The 18,609-nt window shown below is 61.6% G+C and carries 20 protein-coding genes; 2 read left to right on the top strand and 18 right to left on the bottom strand.

What is annotated here, in order from left to right:
* The first annotated feature begins 161 nt into the window (after positions 1-161).
* Complete coding sequence (locus tag PSH65_RS29635; RefSeq protein ID WP_305424035.1) at positions 162-1,064, top strand: LysR family transcriptional regulator; 903 nt, start codon at positions 162-164, stop codon at positions 1,062-1,064.
* A 100-nt stretch (positions 1,065-1,164) separates the two neighbouring features.
* On the top strand, positions 1,165-1,548 hold the full coding sequence (locus tag PSH65_RS29630) for a type II toxin-antitoxin system PemK/MazF family toxin (protein WP_348529747.1): 384 nt from the start codon (positions 1,165-1,167) through the stop codon (positions 1,546-1,548).
* 207 nt (positions 1,549-1,755) lie between these two features.
* On the opposite strand, the gene PSH65_RS29625 is transcribed toward PSH65_RS29630, so the two are convergent.
* The 18 genes from PSH65_RS29625 to PSH65_RS29540 form a co-directional block, all read right to left on the bottom strand.
* Complete coding sequence (locus tag PSH65_RS29625; protein ID WP_305424034.1) at positions 1,756-2,199, bottom strand: excinuclease; 444 nt, start codon at positions 2,197-2,199, stop codon at positions 1,756-1,758.
* 29 nt (positions 2,200-2,228) lie between these two features.
* Positions 2,229-3,455: a beta-ketoacyl-ACP synthase gene (locus PSH65_RS29620; protein WP_305424033.1), complete on the bottom strand. Its 1,227-nt coding sequence runs from the start codon at positions 3,453-3,455 to the stop codon at positions 2,229-2,231.
* Entirely contained in the window at positions 3,455-4,183 is a 729-nt protein-coding gene (gene fabG, locus PSH65_RS29615; RefSeq protein ID WP_305424032.1) for a 3-oxoacyl-ACP reductase FabG, read from the bottom strand. Before fabG ends, PSH65_RS29620 begins: the two co-directional genes overlap by 1 nt.
* A complete protein-coding gene (locus PSH65_RS29610; RefSeq protein WP_305424030.1) occupies positions 4,183-4,641 on the bottom strand; it encodes a hotdog family protein in 459 nt (152 codons plus the stop codon). Before PSH65_RS29610 ends, fabG begins: the two co-directional genes overlap by 1 nt.
* Positions 4,638-5,834, bottom strand: coding sequence for a beta-ketoacyl-[acyl-carrier-protein] synthase family protein (locus PSH65_RS29605; protein WP_305424029.1), 1,197 nt, complete (start codon positions 5,832-5,834; stop codon positions 4,638-4,640). The genes PSH65_RS29610 and PSH65_RS29605 overlap by 4 nt, the downstream gene beginning before the upstream one ends.
* Positions 5,831-6,313: a hypothetical protein gene (locus PSH65_RS29600; RefSeq protein ID WP_305424027.1), complete on the bottom strand. Its 483-nt coding sequence runs from the start codon at positions 6,311-6,313 to the stop codon at positions 5,831-5,833. Before PSH65_RS29600 ends, PSH65_RS29605 begins: the two co-directional genes overlap by 4 nt.
* Complete coding sequence (locus PSH65_RS29595) at positions 6,313-7,038, bottom strand: class I SAM-dependent methyltransferase (protein WP_305424025.1); 726 nt, start codon at positions 7,036-7,038, stop codon at positions 6,313-6,315. Before PSH65_RS29595 ends, PSH65_RS29600 begins: the two co-directional genes overlap by 1 nt.
* Positions 7,035-8,282, bottom strand: a complete 1,248-nt coding sequence (locus tag PSH65_RS29590) for an NAD(P)/FAD-dependent oxidoreductase (protein ID WP_305424023.1) — start codon at positions 8,280-8,282, stop codon at positions 7,035-7,037. Before PSH65_RS29590 ends, PSH65_RS29595 begins: the two co-directional genes overlap by 4 nt.
* Positions 8,269-9,429, bottom strand: coding sequence for a sodium:proton antiporter (locus PSH65_RS29585; protein WP_305424021.1), 1,161 nt, complete (start codon positions 9,427-9,429; stop codon positions 8,269-8,271). The genes PSH65_RS29590 and PSH65_RS29585 overlap by 14 nt, the downstream gene beginning before the upstream one ends.
* Positions 9,426-11,765, bottom strand: a complete 2,340-nt coding sequence (locus PSH65_RS29580) for an MMPL family transporter (RefSeq protein WP_305424020.1) — start codon at positions 11,763-11,765, stop codon at positions 9,426-9,428. The genes PSH65_RS29585 and PSH65_RS29580 overlap by 4 nt, the downstream gene beginning before the upstream one ends.
* Positions 11,749-12,351: an outer membrane lipoprotein carrier protein LolA gene (locus PSH65_RS29575; protein WP_305424019.1), complete on the bottom strand. Its 603-nt coding sequence runs from the start codon at positions 12,349-12,351 to the stop codon at positions 11,749-11,751. The genes PSH65_RS29580 and PSH65_RS29575 overlap by 17 nt, the downstream gene beginning before the upstream one ends.
* Entirely contained in the window at positions 12,348-12,773 is a 426-nt protein-coding gene (locus PSH65_RS29570; RefSeq protein WP_305424017.1) for a thioesterase family protein, read from the bottom strand. The genes PSH65_RS29575 and PSH65_RS29570 overlap by 4 nt, the downstream gene beginning before the upstream one ends.
* Positions 12,766-14,310: a histidine ammonia-lyase gene (gene hutH, locus PSH65_RS29565; protein ID WP_305424015.1), complete on the bottom strand. Its 1,545-nt coding sequence runs from the start codon at positions 14,308-14,310 to the stop codon at positions 12,766-12,768. The genes PSH65_RS29570 and hutH overlap by 8 nt, the downstream gene beginning before the upstream one ends.
* Positions 14,291-15,238 carry a glycosyl transferase gene (locus PSH65_RS29560; RefSeq protein WP_305424014.1) on the bottom strand — a complete coding sequence of 316 codons (948 nt, stop codon included), beginning with the start codon at positions 15,236-15,238 and terminating at the stop codon, positions 14,291-14,293. The genes hutH and PSH65_RS29560 overlap by 20 nt, the downstream gene beginning before the upstream one ends.
* Positions 15,235-15,969, bottom strand: a complete 735-nt coding sequence (locus PSH65_RS29555) for a glycosyltransferase family 2 protein (RefSeq protein WP_305424012.1) — start codon at positions 15,967-15,969, stop codon at positions 15,235-15,237. Before PSH65_RS29555 ends, PSH65_RS29560 begins: the two co-directional genes overlap by 4 nt.
* Before the next feature lie 155 nt (positions 15,970-16,124).
* On the bottom strand, positions 16,125-17,807 hold the full coding sequence (locus tag PSH65_RS29550) for an acyl-CoA synthetase family protein (protein ID WP_305424011.1): 1,683 nt from the start codon (positions 17,805-17,807) through the stop codon (positions 16,125-16,127).
* On the bottom strand, positions 17,804-18,349 hold the full coding sequence (locus PSH65_RS29545; protein WP_305424009.1) for a hypothetical protein: 546 nt from the start codon (positions 18,347-18,349) through the stop codon (positions 17,804-17,806). Before PSH65_RS29545 ends, PSH65_RS29550 begins: the two co-directional genes overlap by 4 nt.
* On the bottom strand, positions 18,346-18,600 hold the full coding sequence (locus PSH65_RS29540) for an acyl carrier protein (RefSeq protein ID WP_007903178.1): 255 nt from the start codon (positions 18,598-18,600) through the stop codon (positions 18,346-18,348). The genes PSH65_RS29545 and PSH65_RS29540 overlap by 4 nt, the downstream gene beginning before the upstream one ends.
* Positions 18,601-18,609: the final 9 nt, after the last annotated feature.

The raw sequence follows: 18,609 nt of genomic DNA, 5'->3' as shown, positions 1-18,609 counted from the left end.
GGGCGGAACTTCATGGGCGAGTGGGGCGACAGCAGTTTTCACTTCGGACCTCGGAGGGGCGCAGCCGGTCAGGCAAAGAAAAAATCATATAGCCGCCTAATGATTCAATCCAATATATTGTTCGACCTGTTTGATAGGTTTGACGACCTAATGGAGTTTTCATGGAATTGCGCCACCTGCGCTACTTCATCGCCGTCGCCGAAGAACTGCATTTCGGCCGCGCCGCTCAGGTGCTGGGCATCTCGCAACCGCCCCTGAGCCAGCAGATTCAGGCGCTGGAGCAGGAGGTCGGTGCGCGGCTTTTCGAGCGTACCAATCGTCGGGTCGAACTCAGCGAGGCCGGTCGGCTGTTTCTGGAAGAGGCGCGATTGGTACTGGCTCAGGTCGACAAAGCGGCGGACGTTGCGCGGCGGGCACAACTCGGAGAGTTGGGTGAGTTGAAGATCGGCTTCACCTCGTCGGCGCCGTTCAACTCGACCATCCCCCAGGCGATCTTTTCGTTTCGCCAGCGTTTTCCGGCGGTGCATCTGCACCTGCGGGAAATGAGCAGCACCCAAGTGGCTGATGCGCTGGTTGATGAGTCGATTGAAGTCGGCATCATGCGACCGCTGGGGTTGCCGGATTCGCTCAGCGTGGTGGAACTGATGCGCGAGCCACTGGTGGCGGTGCTCAGTTCCAAGCACCCTTTAGTGACCGATAGCGAGGAAGGCTTGTTTCTGTCGGCTCTGGCGCTCGAACCATTCGTATTTTTCCCACGCAGTTATGGCAGTGGTCTGTACGCACAATTACTCAGTCTGGCGCGAGATGCCGGCTTCAGCCCTCACTTCGCCCAGGAGGCTGGCGAGGCGATGACGATTATCGGATTGGTGGCGGCAGGTTTGGGGGTGTCGGTGTTGCCGGCGTCGTATCAGCGGATGCGTATTGATGGCGTGGTCTACCGCCCGTTGCTCGATCCGGAAGCGGTGTCGGCGGTGTGGCTGGTGCAGCGCAAGGATCAGAAGTCGCCGATGGCCAAGGCGTTTGTGGAGTTGTTGACGCGTAAGGTTGAACCGTTAACACCATGACAGCGAGCGCCCGAAAGAGGGACATTTCAGGTTACGGATCTGCCTTGGTTATTTACCCGATTCTTGCGCAGAATCGTTTTTTTTTCGATGAGTGCCATGGATGTCACTTCGATATCAACCCAAGGAAGGCAGCGTTCTGATTTGCGACTTCAGGGGTTATGAAGTCCCTGAGATGATCAAGGTCAGACCTGTTGTCGTAATACGCAAACACAGGACCAATAGTTTGTTGGTGACAGTCGTACCCCTGAGCACCACCGCCCCGGACTGTGTACTTGATCATCATCTGAAGCTTGCGAGTCATCTGCACGGAGCCAGTCCGATCTGCTGGGCAAAATGCGACATGGTTGCGACGGTAAGTCTTTCCAGACTGGACCGGATCAAAAGCCGGGATCGTCAGGGAAAGCGTATTTATCTCATTTCACAACTTGCAATAGATGAGTTTTTTGCAATCAAAGCCGCAGTACGTAGCGCTCTTGGTCTGTGATGGCACTAAAGGTGGCTCGACCGGCGAATTGCCAGCCGTTGCCGTGCGTTCAATTTAAAGCAATACTGCTGATGTTCCCGAAAGGGGCTTGTGAGACTCTGAGGATCCTGGGCAACCAGCCATCGCAGAGCCAGACAGGTAAATGGCAATGACAAGCCGACCTGTTTGTGAAAGGGCGCCGAAAGGCGCCCTTTGTCGTTTCTGGTGTTACTGAACCTTCGCCAAATCCCCTTTCAACGCAACCCCCGCCATAAGCGCCCCAGCGTGGCACTCATAGGTCTTGGCATCCTTGCGCTCATTTTTCTTGTAGAAGCTGACGATGTTGGTCACGGCGTTGGCGCCGGCGCTCTTCGCTGCCTGGTGCAGGCTGATGATTGCCGATTGCGCGACCCATTCGCAGGCCACTTCGTCAGACTTGTTGAAGGCGTTGGTTTTCTTGTTGGTCACGGCACCCGCGCTGAGTACGGTGACGTTGCCAGTCGGTGTATTGCCTGCCAGGTAGAATTTCACGCTGCCATCGATTTTGCCGGCGCGGGTTGCTTCGGCGACTGCTTTGTCAAAAGGCAGATACACCGCGGTGTCGCGGGCCTGGCTGATGCCCGGCAATGCGCAGATCAGCAGGGTGGCGGCAGCGAGTTTCTTGAAGTGCATGGAGGTCTCCTTGACCCTGAGTCATTCGATTACGACCAGCGGCGGAAAATCAACGAGGTGTTGACCCCACCAAAAGCGAAATTGTTGTTCATCACGTACTGGTTACTCATCTGCCGGAATTCACCGCGCAGGTAATCGAGCTTGCCGCACTGCGGATCGACCTCATCGAGGTTGAACGTATGCACGTACTGGTCGCGGTTCATCATTTCGATGCTGAACCAGGACTCCAGCGCGCCGCAGGCCCCCAGGGTGTGACCGAGGAAACTCTTCTGCGAACTGATCGGCATGTGTTCGCCGAACAACGCGCTGGTGGCCAGTGTTTCGGCAATGTCGCCCTGTTCTGTCGCGGTGCCATGACCGTTCACATAGCCGATGTCTGAAGGCTGCAGTCCGGCGTCTTCCAGGGCGAGTTCCATGGCCCGGCGCATGGTGAGCTGCTCCGGACGGGTGGCGTGCTGACCGTCGGCGTTGCTGCCGAAACCGACGATCTCGGCGTGGATATGTGCGCCACGTGCCAGGGCGTGTTCGAGCTCTTCGAGCACCAGCATGCCGCCGCCTTCACCGATCACCAGGCCATCTCGGCCGGTGTCATAGGGGCGAGGGCTGGTTTGCGGGGCATCGTTTTTCAGGCTGGTGGCGTAGAGCGCATCGAACACCATGGCTTCGGTCGGGCACAGCTCTTCGGCGCCGCCGGCGAGCATCAGCGGCAGGCGACCGAACTTGATCGATTCATAGGCGTAACCGATGCCCTGGCTGCCGCTGGTGCAGGCGCTGGAGGTCGGGATCAGCCTGCCGGTGAGGCCGAAGAAGATGCTGATATTCGCCGCTGTGGTGTGCGGCATCATCCGCACGTAGGAGTTGGCGTTCAGGCCTTCGGCCACTGAGTTGAGCAGCATTTTGCCAAACGCCTTGATCTCGTCGGTGCTGCCGGTGGACGAGCCGCAGGAAACACCCATGCGCCCGTCCTTGATCGATTCGTCACCCAGCAGCCCGGCATCCGCCAGGGCCTGTTCAGCCGCGCCCACGGCCAGGCGCGAGACGCGGCCCATGCTGCGCAGTTGCTTGCGGGTCCAGTGGCTTGGCACTTTGAAGTCATCGATCGGCCCGGCCAGGCGTGTGTTGAGCTCGGTGAAACGATCCCACTCGTCCATGCGGCGGATGCCGCTGCGGTTGGCGGCGAAGTTGCCGGCGATGGTGTCCCAATCGCTGCCCAGTGAGGTGATGCCGGCCATGCCGGTGACGACGACGCGCTTCATCAGCACAGGCCTCCATTGACGGCCAGAACCTGCCGGGTGATGTACGACGCTTCCGCCGACATCAGGAAATTCACGGCACCGGCCACCTCTTCAGGGGTGCCCATGCGTTGTGCGGGGATCATTTTCATCAGTTCTTCCACCGGCACATTTTCATCGAGCATCGCCGTATCGATCAGGCCGGGTGCGACACAGTTAACAGTGATTTTGCGCTTGCCCAGTTCGATCGCCAGCGCCTTGGCTGCGCCGATCAAACCGGCCTTGGACGCGCTGTAATTGACCTGGCCGCGATTGCCGATCAACCCCGAAACAGAGGTGATGCAGACAATCCGCCCGGCGGCTCGACGACGGATCATCGGCATCATCACCGGGTGCAGCACGTTGTAGAAACCGTCGAGATTGGTGCGCATCACCAAATCCCAATCCTCTTCGCTCAGGGCCGGAAAAGCCCCGTCGCGGGTCAGGCCGGCATTGAGCACCACGCCGTAATAGGCGCCGTGAGCTTCCACGTCGGCTTCGAGAATGGCTTTGCAGCTGGCGCGGTCGGACACGTCGAATTGCAGGACACGCGCGTTGCGGCCCAAGGCTTCCACTTCTGCCTTTACCGCGATAGCGTCCGCCAGACCGCTGCGGCAGTGCAGCACGATGTCATGCCCGGCCCGGGCCAGACGCAACGCGATGGCGCGGCCGATACCACGGCTGGAACCGGTGACCAGTACGGATTCAGTCATCACTCGACTCCTTGGGGTTCATGAAGATATTGCGCGGCCTGAGGCGGGCGAAACACATTCAGCCGGGCGGTGGCGTGGATGCCGGGGGCGGTGAGGTGGCATTCGAACACGCCCATGCCATTGTCGTCTTCCAGCGAGCGTATCCCATGGATGGTCAACTCTGTACCCGCGGGGAAGTGTTCCACGTTGCATTCGAATTTACGGGTGCCGAGCAGGAAACCCAACTCCACCGCATTGCCTTTCTGGCGCGCATGGCAGCCGGCGTACGCGGCGACGCTCTGGGCCATCAGCTCGATGCCGACCCAGGCTGGCAGGCTGCCGTCGGGGCGATTGAACAGGCCGCCGGGTTTGACGGTGAGTCGGGTGTGAATCTGCTCGTCATCGAACGACAGGATCTGCTCGATGAGGATCATGTCGCCGGCATGCGGCAGCAGTTCGGCGAGCGGCCAGGTCATCATGGGGCGTCTCCGATAATCAGGCTGACGTTATTGCCACCAAAGGCAAAGGAGTTGCTCATCAGGTAGCGAGGTGCAATGGACGTCAGGTGGTCAGTCGGGGTCACCCAATGCAGGGCCGGCAATTCGGGGTCGGGCTGGCCGTCCCAGACGTGGGGCGGCAGGGCGTGCTCGCGGTTGTCTGCGCTCAGGCTCAACCAGCAGAACGCCGCTTCCAGGGCACCGGCAGCGCCGAGGGTATGGCCGGTCATCGGTTTGGTCGACGAGCAGGGCACGCCTTGCGGGAATAGCGTCGTCACCGCCAGGCTTTCCATGGCGTCGTTGTGTTGCGTGGCGGTGCCGTGCAGGTTCAGATAAGCGATCTGCTGCGGTTGCAGGCCTGCGCGGCTCAAGGCTTTGCGCATCGCTTGCAGGGCGCCACGGCCGGTCGGTTCCGGCGCGGAAATATGGTGTGCATCGGAGCTGGCACCACTGCCCAGCAGGGCAATCGATTGGCTGTTACCGGCGCTTTTGCTCATCAGAAACAGCACCGCCGCTTCGCCGATATTGATGCCGTTGCGGTTGGCTGAAAACGGATTGCAGCGCTGTTCGGACACCGCTTCCAGGGCCGAGAAACCGTTGAGGGTCAGCTTGCACAAGCTGTCGACACCGCCGCACAACACGGCGTCGCACATGCCCAGGTCGAGCAATCGTTGGGCGCTCATCAGCGCACGGGCGCTGGAGGTGCAGGCGGTGGAAATCACATAGGCCGGGCCGCTCAATTGCAGCCAGTCGGCGAGAAACGTCGCCGGCGCGCCGAGTTCCTGTTGCTGATAGTCATAATCGGCAGGGAACTGATGCTCACGGATGTAATGGGCCAGACCGCTGCTGGCCTCGTGAATGCCCGAGGTGCTGGTGCCCAGGATGACGCCGATACGGTCGCGGCCGTAGGTCTGGATCGCTTGCTCGATGTCTTCGCGAATTTGCAGCGCAGCCTCCAGCAGCAATTGATTGTTGCGGCTGCTTTGATGCGTCAGCTCAGCCGGAATCGGTGCCAGCTCGCCGCGCACCGCCGCCACTGGCAACGAGCGCTCCGCCACCCAGCCGGCCTCGCTGCGCATGCCCGAGCAATCGCCGGCAAACAGGTTGCGGGCGACTTCCTGCTTGTTGCGGCCCAGGGCGCAGATCACCCCGAGGGCGTTCAGATAAGCCGTCATGGCGTGTGCTCACCTAACGGAGTGATGCGATAGTGCGGGCCTTGGGACACGTTCAATTCAAAGCTCAGTGGTTGTGAATAGCGGATGTTCCAGCGCGGTGATAACGACCGTTGCCCGTCATGCTGGCGGGCGTCGGGGTAGTTGCCAAGCAACTGGACTTCAGGAGTCAATGCAAACAACAAAGCGGCGAACAATTCCCGGGCTTCCGGATTGGGCGGCAGCAGGCCGTCGGCCTGCCACTGGCCATCGATCAGTTTCTGCCGTGCCACGGGAATCCCCAAAGGGTCCATCATCGACCAGCGAATGCCAGGGCCTTCACGCTGGATCACCAGCAGCCAGTCCTGACGTTGCTCGGCCATCTGACGTTCAATGTGCAGTTGCAGCGGCAATGCCAGGTTCGGGGTTCGCTCGGGCAGCGGTGCCTGGCTGGCGCAGGCGCTCAGCAACAGGACACAACCCAGAAGCAGGAAACGGATCATCAGACACACCCTTCAAGGGGCTTGCGCGCGACTACGTTGACCAGGGTTTCTTCCCGTTGGCCAAAAGGTTTTGGCTGGCGCAAGCCGAAGCGTTCGAGCAGGCCGAAATCCTTGGCGCGACTCCACCACAAGTAAGGGTAAGACACGTTCTGCGGGCCGAATTCAAAACCCTGCCGACGAATCATGTCCAGGTAGCCGGCGGCGCTCTTTTGCACATGCATCGGATGGCGGAACAACCAGCGAATTACCCATGTATCAATGTAAGCCTCGGTGGACTCGGCGAACAGCAAATAGCCGCCCGGCTTGAGCACTCGATAGAACTCGGCCAGGGCCTGATCCTGCTCGACAAGGTGATGGAAGGTCTGGTGACAGAACAGCAGATCGACGCTGGCGTCCGGCACTTTGATGCTTGCGCAGTCACTGCCGAGCAGCTCTACATCCATGCCCTGGCGGGCTGCTTCTTCGCCGCTCAGGTTCAGGCTGTGAGGGTCGGCATCCAGCCCGATCAGGCGCCGAGGCGCGAAGGTCTGGCGCAGGTACTGGAACGACTTGCCCTGGCCGCAACCGGCATCCAGCAATACCGGGTTGGCGGGCAATGGCGCGCTGAACAGGTTGCGCAAATCATTGATCGCCACTCGCAATACATGGTGCTGCCAGGTGTGACTGCGCAGGAACCAGAAACCAAAACGGGTTTCTTCGACGTAGTTGTCGCTCAAATAACTCATGTCGGATCCTGTGCACAAAGGTCCGAGATCATCCGCAGTCGACGTTTGGGTTCGCTGACGAACGGGTTGCGTTCATCCCAGGCGTAACCCGCGAGGATCGAGCTGATCATGCGGCGGATTTCCGCTGTACCGCCCTGATAGAAAATCACGTCCTGAAAGGTCCCCGCGTACCAGCCTTCAACGTAGCAACGGAAGGTGTCGACGCCGCGCTTGAGCGGTTCGGCGAACTCGGTCTGCCAATCGACGCTTTCACCTTGCAGTTGGCGGTGCAGCACCCCGGCGGCCATGCTCGCCGAACGCATGGCGATGGTCACGCCGGAGGAGAATACCGGGTCGAGAAATTCCGCCGCATTGCCCAATAGGGCGAAACCGGGACCGTGCAGGGTTTTGACGTTGGCCGAATAGCCGCCGATGGTCCGCGCGGGTGTATCCCATACGGCATTGTTCAGCACACCGGCCAGGCTTGGGGTTTCAGCAATGAAGCCGCGCAGGCAGTCGTCCAGATTGTCGGTGCGGCCTTCGAAGTGTTCGGCGGCCGCCACTACGCCCACCGAGCAACGGCCGTTGCTGAACGGGATGGTCCAGAACCAGATATCACGCTGGGTCGGATGGGTGGTGATGAGGATTTTCTCCCGGTCGAAAGCCGGGTTGTCGATACAGTCTTCGACATGGGTGAACACGGCTTGGCGCACCGGGAAGTTCGACGGTGCTTCAAGGTCCAGCAAGCGTGGCAGCACGCGACCGTAGCCGCTGGCATCGAGCACAAAGTCCGCCTCGACGCGGTATTGGCTACCGTCTTCGCGAAGCACGTCGAGCTGCGGTTTAGGCAGGCTGAAATCGGCGCTGACGATGGCTTCGCCGTAACGGACATCGACACCCTGAAACTCAGCCTGATCGGCCAGCAGCTTGTCGAAGTCGGCGCGTTGGACCTGGAACGTCGTCGGCTTGCCGTTGCTGAACGTATCGCCGAAATCGAAGGCGCTGTACTGATCGCCCCAAGCGAATGCCGCCCCGTTTTTGCGCTGGAAACCGGCAGCATTGACTGCCTCGAGCATGCCAGCTTCTTCGACGAAATCCAGGCAGTGGGACAGCAGGCTTTCACCGATGGAAAACCGTGGGAAATGCTGGCGCTCGATCATCAGCACATCATGACCTTTACGCTTGAGCAGCGCGGCGGCGATGGCGCCCGAGGGGCCGGCGCCGATTACCAGTACCTGACGACGTTCCATTTCAACTGTTGGCACGGGTGCTCCTTGCCGGGGCGGCGATGTTCAAAGGGGTTCGGTGCATGCCGGCCAGTGCCGGCAGCAGGGTTGCGATCAGGCCCATCAACATCAGCGCGAAATACAGCGCCGGGCTGATGAGCTGTTGTTGCAGCAGCAGGTTGAGGAAGACGATCTCGCTCAAGCCACGAATATTCAGTAAAAGGCTTTCCCGCCAGCGGCTGGCACCTTCAAACGAGGTGCCTGCCCAGCCGAGGCCCAGCCAGTTGCCCATCAGTTTGCTGGCGATCGGCAACAGCAGGAGCGCGGCCAGTTGCACTGCGCCGAGACTGTCGAGGGCGCTGTGCACGTTGATCTGCACGATGCCGAACGTGAGGATCAGCGGGATGGCGATCCAGGTCTGCAAACGGCTCATCCACGCCGTCGACAACGGCAGCACCAATGGCACCTTGAGCGCGGCCATGCACAGCAGATAGCCGATGCCGAAGATCAGCGCATTGAGTTTGAAGTGTTCGGCGACCACCAGCAGCGCGAAGAAACAGCCGCTGTGCAGCAAGGGGTGGCGCAACCCGGCCAGTCGCAGCAACAACGGCAGACAGGCACCGGCCAGCGGCAGCAAGAGGCTGCTCAGGTGCAGGCTGCCCTGGGCGAACGCGAACAGGGTCCAGCAGGTCAGGTCGATCAGGATCGCGGTCTGCACCAGGCGTCGGGTGGCAGCGGGCGGGTAGTTGATGTGTCGCAGGTACAGGTACAACACCGGAATCGCAGTGATGGCGAACAGCAGACCGACCGCCAGCGAGCTGATCCACGGCTGCGGCGGCAACAGCCAGACCGCTGTCGCCAGCCCGCAGGCAAACGGAATGCAGAAACTCGGCAGGGCGATTTTCAGACTCTGACGTTCCAGGCGCAGGTCGATCACGTCGCTGAGGATGTGCCCCAGCAGCAAGGCAAAGCTCAGGCTGTAGAGGTTCTTCAGCCAGTCCGGCGAGATCAGGTCGGCACCGCTGAGGTGCCAGCCCGGTTCGATCCAGAAGTACATCAGCAATGGCAGGCCGAACGTCGCCAGCAGCAACTGGCTGACGATCGGAATCAGACCGAAATGACGACCGACGCGGGTGGCCACGGCGAACAACACCAGCGCCATCACCCAGAACGCGGCGACCATCATGCTGCCGGCTCCGTAATCGGTGCGATGTGGACTTGGCGTCCGGCCCACGGCGCCAGAATGAAACTGAACGCCAGGCCGAGGCTCACCGACAGGCCGAAGTTGCTCACCGCCGGCGTGCTGGACACCGCCAGCAGGCCAAACGACAACCAAGTGGTCACCGCTGCCAGCAAGGTGCCCAGCAGGCTCGCCGCGGCACCACCGATTTGTTCGCGCATGAGGATCGCGTAATCGACGCTGATCGCCGTCACCAGCAGCAGGCCGAACAGGCTGAACAGCGTCAACGGCTGACCGAGCCAACCAAGGCTTGCCAGACTGCACAGGGCCGCCAGCAACGGCAGGGAGACAATTCGCAGCGCGCCACCGAAACCGAATGGCAGGATCAGCACCAGCACGATCAACACGCAGGAGGCGAGTTTCAATTCAGCGGCGCTGATTTGCGTGGCGGCGAAAACCTGGTTCAGTTCGCCGAGGCGATCCACCAGTTCCACACCCGGCAAGTCCAGCGCCTGGACCCGCAGCAGCGTGGGATTGTTCAAGCCTTGCAAGCTGACCATCGCCGCCACGCCGTCATCGGTCGGCCCCAGCCACAGCGTGCGGTAGGGTTCCGCCAATGGGCCGGCCAGCGCTGCGTCGATGTCTTCGGTGGGCAGCGCCTGCAACGTTGCCAGCTCGGCCTGCAACGCAGCGGCCGGCACGCCGAGGTCGAGCAACGGTTGCCAGAACTGCGGCAGCTTGCTCAGTGCTTCACGCACTTTGCGCTGTTCGCTTGGCTGGCTGACCAGTTGATTGAGCGACAGATAGCCCTGAAGTTTTTCCAGATTGACCAATTGATCCAGACGCTCGCTCAGTGCCGTCAGGCGTTCGAGCAACTCCTGCTGATTGGCCGCGCGCACCAGGAAGAACTGGCTGGTAGGTTGATAGCCGGTGATGCGTGCGATGGTCTGGGCTTCGTCTGTCAGTTGCTGCGGCGTGCCGATCCATTGGCGAATGTCGTTTTTGCTCTGCAACTGCAACAGACCGCCGACACAGAAGGCGATCAGCAGCGCTAGCAGCACCGGCGTGCGCAAGTATTTCAGCAGCGATTCACGCAGCTCCAGCAACTTCTCGGCGATGCGCAGCGGCCATTGCGCCGGACGTAGATCCACGCCCTTGAGCAGCGCCGGCAACAGGCACACTGCCGACAGGTAGGCGCCAAGCAGGCCAGCGGCGGAGAACACAGCAATTTGGGTCAGGGCCGGGAACGGCGTCCAGGCCAGGGCCAGGTAGCCAATGCAACTGGTGATCAGGCTCAGCGTCAGCCCCGGCAGGGTCAGGCGTAACGCCGGCCAGCTGTGCCAGGGTTTCAGGCTCCAGCTTTTGGACAGGTAATGCAGCGGGTAGTCCACTGCCACGCCGATCAGGCTTGAGCCCAGCACCAGCGTCATCACATGCATCTGACCGAACAATGCTACGCAGGCCACCGCGCCGAACAGCATGCCCACCAGCACCGGGACGAATGCCAGCAACACCCGCCAACGCCGGAAGGCCAGCAACAGCAGCAACAGAATCCCCACGGTGGCGCCGCCGCCGACCCAGGTGATCTCGCGCGCGGCTTGTCGTTGACCGCTGGCGGCATACAGCAGGCCGCTGGCGGCGAGCAGTTGCACATCCGAACGGGCGGCTTCTTCGCGACTGTGCTGGAGCAGGTCAGCCACTTGCAGCGGCAGGTTCATGTCGAACGCGTTGCCGGCGGTTCGCGCCCGCAGCATCACCCAGCTCTTGCCATCGGCATCGGCGACCAGCGCACCGCTGCCGATGTCCAGTTGCACCGAGCCGTGTTGCGGCTGGCTGTTCTGGATGCGCCCGGTCAGGCCGAGCCAGTCATCCTGGCTCGGCACCAGGCTGAAGCCGGTGAACGGGTCGAACAGGGCTTGTACCCGTTGCTGAATAAAGGCGTCGGGGTGCTCAATGAGTTGCTGTCGGTCGGCCACGGACAGCATCGCCAGTCGGCCTTGCAGTAATTGTGCGCGCAGCGCCGGCAAGTCGGCCTGCAGGTTCCACTTGACCTTTTCGAACACGCCGCTGGCCTGCCACTGCTCACCGAGTTTTTGCGCCATGGCGATGGCTTGCTGGCGGTCTTTATGGCCGACCAGCACCAGCATTTCCCGGTTCAGCGGTTCTTGCATGCGTTGTTCGGCGCGCAGTTCCAAGGCGTCTGGTGCGGTGCCTGGCACCAGTTCCATCAGGTTGGCCGACAGCGGTGCATTGTCACGCCATTGCCAGCCGGCGAGTGCGAGCACCGCTAGCAGCAGGATCAGAAACAGCCGCGGCAGCATCCGTTCACTCGGCAAAGTCATGTTGCTCCGCATCGCTCAAAGGTTGTAAGCGGGTGCTGTCCTGCATGCGCAACAGGGTTCGGTCACCCTGGGTTTCGAGCAGCTCGATGCTGTGCACCAGTTCGCCGCCGTCAATGTTGATCTGATTGAACACCTGCTTGAGCAGCATCGAACGCGGGGTCAGGGTCAGTTTCCAGTTCTGTGCGTCGCCGCTCAGCGAAAGCTCGAAATCCCGTTGCAGGCCGCTGCTGTCGCCTTGCAGCACCGCGAGGAACAAGCGGTTCTGTTCGGCGCCGGCACTCTTGTTCGGCAGCATTTGCCAGCCGCTGGCATCACGCCGGGCAATGCCTTTTTCGCTGATGCGGTAGTCCTGTTGCAGTGGCGTTTTCAGCAGCCAGAGCAGGCCGTGATTCTTCGCCAAAACGAAGGTGCCCTTGCTGGTCAGCGGCTGGGGCAGGGCACGCAGGTGTTTTTCCTGGATGAAGTTGCCGTGGATCACATCGGGTTTGGCCAGCTGATCACTGAGTTGCTGCAGATCGAAGGCTTGCGCCAACGATGAAAGCCCGAGCAGCGCTAAAGCGCCAAGGCATTTGAGAAGCGAATTCATGGCAGCACCCTTTCAACCGCGTCGGTAAACACCTTCGGTGAAGCCAACTGCATTTCGCGGCTGCTCATGTCGACGGCGACCTGCACTGAAACAGCGCGGGTAAAACGTTCGCCGGTTGCAAGGTCGCTGATCAGGTAATTGATCTTCAGTCGGTTCTCCCATTCCACCAGGCTGGCGCGCACGTTCAGCTTCTGGCCGAACACGGCGCCGCGCACATAGCGCAGCTGCAAGTCGATCACCGGCCAGGCGTAACCTGACGCAACCATGGCGTCGTAGTTGTGGCCGATCCTGTCCAGCAGCGCACAGCGGGCGACTTCCAGGTATTTGACGTAATGGCCGTGCCAGACCACGTTCATGGTGTCGACGTCAAAGAACGGTACGAGGATTTCCGTGTCGGTGTGAAGCACTCCCTTGCTACGCATGCAGCCTCCAGTGTTGCTCGGCGATACGTTGCAGGCACAGGCGCAATTCGCCTTCCAGGGCGCGATCTTCGATGACCGGCGGGAAGTCCCTGGCCAGTTCTTCGTGCATCGCGGCCAGTGCTGGTGGCAGTGGCCGCGCGTCTTCAGCCTGGCCGCGCAGCCAGACGCCCTGGTTGGCGGCCAGCAGCGTGGCGGCAGCGACCTGTTCGGTCAGCTCCAGCACGCGGATGGCGTCGCGGGCGGCGATGGTGCCCATGCTGACTTTGTCCTGGTTGTGGCACTCGGTGGAGCGCGAAAAAACGCTGGCCGGCATGGTGTTTTTCAGGGCTTCGGCGGTCCAGGCGCTGGTGCCGATCTGCACGGCCTTGAAGCCGTGGTTGAGCATCGCGCGGTCGGCGGTGGCGCCAGACAGGTTGCTCGGCAAACCATGGTTGTAACGCTCGTCCACCAGCAGCGCGAGCTGACGGTCGAGCAAGTCGGCGACGTTGGCCACCAGGTTTTTCAGGCTGTCCATCGCGAAGGCGATGTGGCCGCCGTAGAAGTGCCCGCCGTGCAGCACGCGTTCGGCTTCGGCGTCGATGATCGGGTTGTCGTTGGCGCTGTTGAGTTCGATCTCGATGAACGAGCGCAGCCAGTTCAGGCTGTCGGCCAATACACCGAGCACGTGCGGCGCGCAACGCAGGGAGTAACGGTCTTGCAGGCGATGCAGCGGCGCGGTCGGCGCATCGATCGCCAGATCCTTACGCAGCCACGCGGCGACTTGCATCTGCCCTGGATGGGGTTTGGCGGCGAACAGCCGCTCGTCGAAGTGCTCCGGGTTGCCTTGCAACGCGACCACGTTCAGCGCGGTGATGCGGGTGGCCAGTTGCAGCAGGTAATCGGCGCGGGCGTAAGCCAGGCACGCGAGGCCGGTCATCACGGCGGTGCCGTTCATCAGCGCCAGTGCTTCTTTGGGGCGCAATACCAGCGGTTCCCAGCCCAGTTCGCTGTGCACATCGGCGGCTTGTCGGCGTTCACCACGGAACATCACTTCGCGCTCGCCGGACAAGGTCGCGGCGACGTAGGACAGCGGCGTCAGATCACCGCTGGCGCCCACCGAACCCTCTTCCGGAATCAGCGGCAGGATGTCGTGTTCGAGGAAGGCTTGAAGACGTTCCAGCAGCTCCACGCGTACCCCGGAAACGCCCTGGCAAAGCGACTGCAAACGCGCCGCCAGCACCGCGCGGGTGGCTTGGGCGTCGAGCAATTTGCCCAGGCCGCAACCGTGGAAGGTATACAGATGACGGGGCAGGGCTTCGACGTGGTGCAGCGGCACTGCCACCACACAGGAATCGCCATAACCGGTGGTCACGCCATAGATCACGCCTTCCTTGTCCAGCAGGGAATCAAGGAACTGCGGGCCCTTGGCGATGCGCTGGCGAAACTCGGGGTCGCCCTGCAACTGCGTCGGCACCTGACGGTTGGCCAGGGCCAGCACGTCTTCGATGCGCAAAGGGAGTTCGCCGAAGGTTACCGGCTCAAGCGTTGGCGTCGTCATCGGTCTTCCAGAAAGGGTAAAAGTTGAACCATTGTTGGGGCGCTTCGAGGCAATAGTGACCCAGGCGTTCGGCGTAGCGGGAGGCCCACTGATGAATGACCTGTTCGCGGTCGCTGCGTTTCCACACGATGGCGTCGGCGAACGGTTCGAGGGTCAGTCGATAGTCGCCCGTGGGTTTCTTCAGGCACAGCATCAGGTTGATCGGGCATTTCAGCAGACCGGCCAGCAACCAAGGGCCTTGGGGGAAGGCTGCCTGATGGCCGAGAAAGTCCACTGTCACGCTGCGCCCGCCATGCAGCGGCACGCGGTCGCCGGCAATCGCCAGCCATTCGCCGCGCTCCAGGCGTTCATGCAGTTGCAGCATGATCACCGGGTCCAGCTCGCTGACCTGAATCAGCCGCAGATTGGTCGCCCCGGCTTCGCCCAGCAGACGGTTGAATTGTTCGGCGTGCTTGGTGTGCACCAGCACGTTCATGGTGACTTTCTCGCCGATCTCGGCCAGCGCCCGGCAGACCTCGAGATTGCCCAGGTGCGCGCCCACCAGCATTTGCCCGCGTGTGCCGCGCAGTTTATTGCGCAGCAGCGCCGGGTCGATGATTTCGATTTGATCGATGCTCAGCTTGCCGTTCCACACATCGAGTTTGTCGAGCATGGAGTCGGCGAAGGCCATGAACTGGCCGAACACCCGCCAATGGGTCGGCCGCAACTCAGTGCGAGCGCTCCAGTCAGCGAGCCGCTGCTGGTATTGCCAGGCGCTTTGGCGGGCGCTGCGTCCGAACAGGAAAAAGTACAGCACGATGCCGTACAGCAACGGGCTCAACAACCGACGGCCCAAGACTTTTGCGCAGAGCGCGGTGAACTTCATCAGCCAGAAGCTGCCACGCTCCTGGCGGTCGGCCCAGTGCTGTTTGTCTGCGTTGTCGCTCATGCTCGCCACCGTCGCCAGAGGATCACCGGCGCCCGCAGCAACATGCCGAAGAACAGCCGGGTGTGCATGCTCGAAATCAGTACATTGTCGTGGAACAGGCGAAAATGCGAGACGCCATCCAGAGGGTAATGGACCCGGGTTTTCAGCCATTGCATCGGCTGATTGCGCCAGGCCAGGCGCACCAGAATGTCGGAGTCGAAATCCATGCGTTTGCCGATCCTGGCCGAGTCGATCAGTGCCAGGGTCGGCGGCAATGGATAAACGCGAAAGCCGCACATCGAGTCGCGAATCTGCAACGACAGGGTGTTGATCCAGACCATCACGTGCGTCAGGTAGCGGGCGTACAAACGGCCTTTCGGCACGCTGGCGTCGTATTGCGGATAGCCGCAGATCACCGCTTCGGGATGGTTGCGTGAGTATTCGATGAAGACTTTGACGTCCTGCAGGTCGTGCTGGCCGTCGGCGTCTACCTGCAAGGCATGGCTGAAGCCCAGGCGCGAAGCCTCGCGCAGACCGGTCATCACTGCGCCGCCCTTGCCCTGATTGACGGTGAGCCTGATCAGGTAAACCCGGTCACGCAGGGCCAGTCGGTCAAGCACCTTGGCACAGGCAGGACTGCTGGCATCGTCCACCAGAATGCACGGCAGGCCGCAAGCCAGCAGCGCATCGACCACGGCGGTGATTGCGGTTTCGTGGTTGTAGACCGGGATTACGGCGCAGGGGTTATGCATGGTCAGCAACCTCCCCAGCACTCTTGTTGTGAAGGCGCTTACTGTGGCGAGGGAGCTTGCTCCCGTTCGAGTGCGAAGCGCTCGCAATGAAGTCTGCGTCGGTTGATTTTGGGGCCGCTTCGCAGCCCAGCGGGAGCAAGCTCCCTCGCCACAGGTTATGCATCGCTGGCAGCCTCCAGCAAAATCCGCCCGCTGGAGCAGGTGGCGGCTTCATTGCGATAGGCGAAATACAATTTACTGCGCGCCGAGTCGAAGCGCAGGTGCAATTGGACTTCATCGCCGGGGCGCACCAGTTGCTGAAATTTCAAGACTTCCATACCGGCGAATTTTGCCGGCAGGTCCATCAATTGCTGGCCCAGGCTCAATGCCCAATCCACCTGCACCACGCCGGGCAATACTGGCGCTCGGGGAAAGTGCCCGCTGAAATACGCCAGGTCCGGCGGGACGGCCAGTTGCAGGCTCCACTCGCCATCGACTTCGAGCTGCTCCAGTATTTGCGGCGCCTTTGGGCGGGGCGCCAGCAGCAAGGCTTCGACCTCGGCCTGAGGCAATTTGCCCTGGGAGTTCAGCGGCAGCTGCCGCAACAAGCGCCAGCGGCGTGGCAGGGCCAGCGTTTCACAATGCTGACTCAGATGCTGACGCAAGGCTTGAGTGAGGCTGCGTCGACCCTGATTGCGCAAGGCATACAGGCCTTGTTCGCTGAGTACCAGCAGTGCCCCCAATGAAGCGCGGTTTTCCTGAACCACACCGAGGCGCGCTTCGGCGACCCAGTCGTGAGCCATCAGCGCTTGTTCGAGCATCGGTAGAGAGATACGTTTTTCTTCCAGTTTGACGATTCGGTCCAGCCGTCCCAACAGCTCGAAACGGCCGTCGGCGGCGATGCGCGCGGCATCGGCGGTGTGTTCGATATGGCCGGCTGGCAAGTACGGTGACGCGATAAGCAGGGCGCCATCGCTGTCCTGGCTCAGCGCCACGTCGGCGAATGGCTGCCAGAGATTCTGGCCCTGACGCCAGGCGATGCCGCCGGTTTCCGAACTGCCGAGGATCTCCGTCGGCCATTGTTGCAGGCGCTCTTGCAGGCTTTGCGCTGCTTCGGCGGGCAACGCGCCACCGGAAGAAAACACTCGGCGCACCGCGCTCAGCGCTGGCCAATCGAGATTGTCGCCCATGCGCTTGAGCAGCGCCGGGCTGGCGACCCAGGCGAAGGCGGGATGTTCGCGGCTGGCGCGCTGCAGGTCTTCCGGGAAGGCCAGTTGTTTACGCACGAAGGAGCGCCCGGCGCACAGCGGCCACAGCACCCGAAACAGCAACCCGTAGATGTGTTGAGTGGCGACGCTGCCGATGATGCAGGCCTTGCCCAGATCCGCGCCCCACAGGTGCTCCAGCGCTTCGACTTCATTGGCCAGTTGGCGCAGGGTTTTGTCGATGCGCTTGGGTTCGCCACTGGAGCCGGAGGTGCACAGGCTCAGCTGACAGCGATCCAGATCCAGCGGGCTGGCCGGCAGCGGTGAATGCCGATAATCGCTCAGGTGCGCATCGTCGGCCTGATCGGTCAGCCACAGATCGACTTCGGTCGACCAGCGCTGGCGAGTCTGCGCTTGCAGGTCGGCGGGCAACAGTACGCTGACCCCGGCCCGCCAGGCGCCGAGCAGGGCAATGGCCAGGTCGGCGGCGTCTTCAAGGTGCACGGCGATGCGCTGCACTCCCTGAGCTTGCAGGCCGGCAGCCAGGCTCAGGGCCTGTTCGCACAATTGCGCATGATTCAACGCCGGTTCGGCCGTCACGGCACGCTCCGGCTGAGCCTTGAGCAACAGTTGCTCAAGTGTTATCCAATTCATGGGTGGCCTCGTACCCGTTGTCGTATCAGCCATTCAATGGCAAACATCAGGCCGATCAATCCATAGGAGATCAGGCCGGTGTACAACATCCACCAGCTCAGCGGCGCCCAAAGAGTCAGGGCGGCGGCGCACAAACCGTTGCAGAGAAAAAACACACTCCAGGCAATCGTCACCTGGCGGGTGTAGCGAATGGCCCTGGGTGGTAATTCCGGTTCTCGCAGTCGGGCCAGGCGTTCGACCATCGGCGGGCCATATTTCAGACTAAGACCGAACAGCACCAGCATGAACGCGCTGATCAGCACCGGGTACCAGCGCAGCAGCACCGGGCTGTTGAACACTGCCAGCAGCAGGCAGAACGCGATAGCGGCCGCGGCCATCCACAGGCTGCCAGGTCGCCGCTCGCCAGTCAGCGCCCGCGCCAGCCACAGGCTACCCAGCAGCAGACCGAACTGCCATGGGGCAAAGTGCTCCATGCCGAAATACACCGCAAAGGGGTACAGCAGGCCCGCCAGCAGCAGGCCAAGGCCGATCAATCGGCTCATGCGGCCGGTTGAACCAGACGGTAGACCGCCTCGACCACGTCGCTGACGGTACGCACCGATTTGAATTCTTCGGCGGCGATTTTCTTGCCTGTCTGGCGTTTGATGTGATCGATCAGGTCGACTGCATCGATGCTGTCGATTTCCAGATCCTGATACAGGTTGGACCCCAGACTGATGCGCTCGGGCTCCAGCTCGAAGAGTTCGACCAGAGCATCGCGCAGGGTATTGAAAATATCGTCACGAGTTTGCATGGTCCGGTC

The organism is Pseudomonas sp. FP603 (genome assembly GCF_030687415.1).
Taxonomy (GTDB): Bacteria; Pseudomonadota; Gammaproteobacteria; order Pseudomonadales; family Pseudomonadaceae; genus Aquipseudomonas; species Aquipseudomonas wuhanensis.
Note: the sequence above shows the minus strand (reverse complement) of the source record. Positions and strands in the feature narration are given on the sequence as shown.

What these genes read in the sequence shown, in the direction of transcription:
- PSH65_RS29635 (WP_305424035.1), top strand. Translation starts at nt 162, where the DNA reads ATGGAATTGCGCCACCTGCGCTACTTCATCGCCGTCGCCGAAGAACTG.
- PSH65_RS29630 (WP_348529747.1), top strand. Translation starts at nt 1,165, where the DNA reads ATGTCACTTCGATATCAACCCAAGGAAGGCAGCGTTCTGATTTGCGAC.
- PSH65_RS29625 (WP_305424034.1), bottom strand. Translation starts at nt 2,199, where the DNA reads ATGCACTTCAAGAAACTCGCTGCCGCCACCCTGCTGATCTGCGCATTG.
- PSH65_RS29620 (WP_305424033.1), bottom strand. Translation starts at nt 3,455, where the DNA reads ATGAAGCGCGTCGTCGTCACCGGCATGGCCGGCATCACCTCACTGGGC.
- fabG (WP_305424032.1), bottom strand. Translation starts at nt 4,183, where the DNA reads ATGACTGAATCCGTACTGGTCACCGGTTCCAGCCGTGGTATCGGCCGC.
- PSH65_RS29610 (WP_305424030.1), bottom strand. Translation starts at nt 4,641, where the DNA reads ATGATGACCTGGCCGCTCGCCGAACTGCTGCCGCATGCCGGCGACATG.
- PSH65_RS29605 (WP_305424029.1), bottom strand. Translation starts at nt 5,834, where the DNA reads ATGACGGCTTATCTGAACGCCCTCGGGGTGATCTGCGCCCTGGGCCGC.
- PSH65_RS29600 (WP_305424027.1), bottom strand. Translation starts at nt 6,313, where the DNA reads ATGATCCGTTTCCTGCTTCTGGGTTGTGTCCTGTTGCTGAGCGCCTGC.
- PSH65_RS29595 (WP_305424025.1), bottom strand. Translation starts at nt 7,038, where the DNA reads ATGAGTTATTTGAGCGACAACTACGTCGAAGAAACCCGTTTTGGTTTC.
- PSH65_RS29585 (WP_305424021.1), bottom strand. Translation starts at nt 9,429, where the DNA reads ATGATGGTCGCCGCGTTCTGGGTGATGGCGCTGGTGTTGTTCGCCGTG.
- PSH65_RS29580 (WP_305424020.1), bottom strand. Translation starts at nt 11,765, where the DNA reads ATGACTTTGCCGAGTGAACGGATGCTGCCGCGGCTGTTTCTGATCCTG.
- PSH65_RS29575 (WP_305424019.1), bottom strand. Translation starts at nt 12,351, where the DNA reads ATGAATTCGCTTCTCAAATGCCTTGGCGCTTTAGCGCTGCTCGGGCTT.
- PSH65_RS29570 (WP_305424017.1), bottom strand. Translation starts at nt 12,773, where the DNA reads ATGCGTAGCAAGGGAGTGCTTCACACCGACACGGAAATCCTCGTACCG.
- hutH (WP_305424015.1), bottom strand. Translation starts at nt 14,310, where the DNA reads ATGACGACGCCAACGCTTGAGCCGGTAACCTTCGGCGAACTCCCTTTG.
- PSH65_RS29560 (WP_305424014.1), bottom strand. Translation starts at nt 15,238, where the DNA reads ATGAGCGACAACGCAGACAAACAGCACTGGGCCGACCGCCAGGAGCGT.
- PSH65_RS29555 (WP_305424012.1), bottom strand. Translation starts at nt 15,969, where the DNA reads ATGCATAACCCCTGCGCCGTAATCCCGGTCTACAACCACGAAACCGCA.
- PSH65_RS29550 (WP_305424011.1), bottom strand. Translation starts at nt 17,807, where the DNA reads ATGAATTGGATAACACTTGAGCAACTGTTGCTCAAGGCTCAGCCGGAG.
- PSH65_RS29545 (WP_305424009.1), bottom strand. Translation starts at nt 18,349, where the DNA reads ATGAGCCGATTGATCGGCCTTGGCCTGCTGCTGGCGGGCCTGCTGTAC.
- PSH65_RS29540 (WP_007903178.1), bottom strand. Translation starts at nt 18,600, where the DNA reads ATGCAAACTCGTGACGATATTTTCAATACCCTGCGCGATGCTCTGGTC.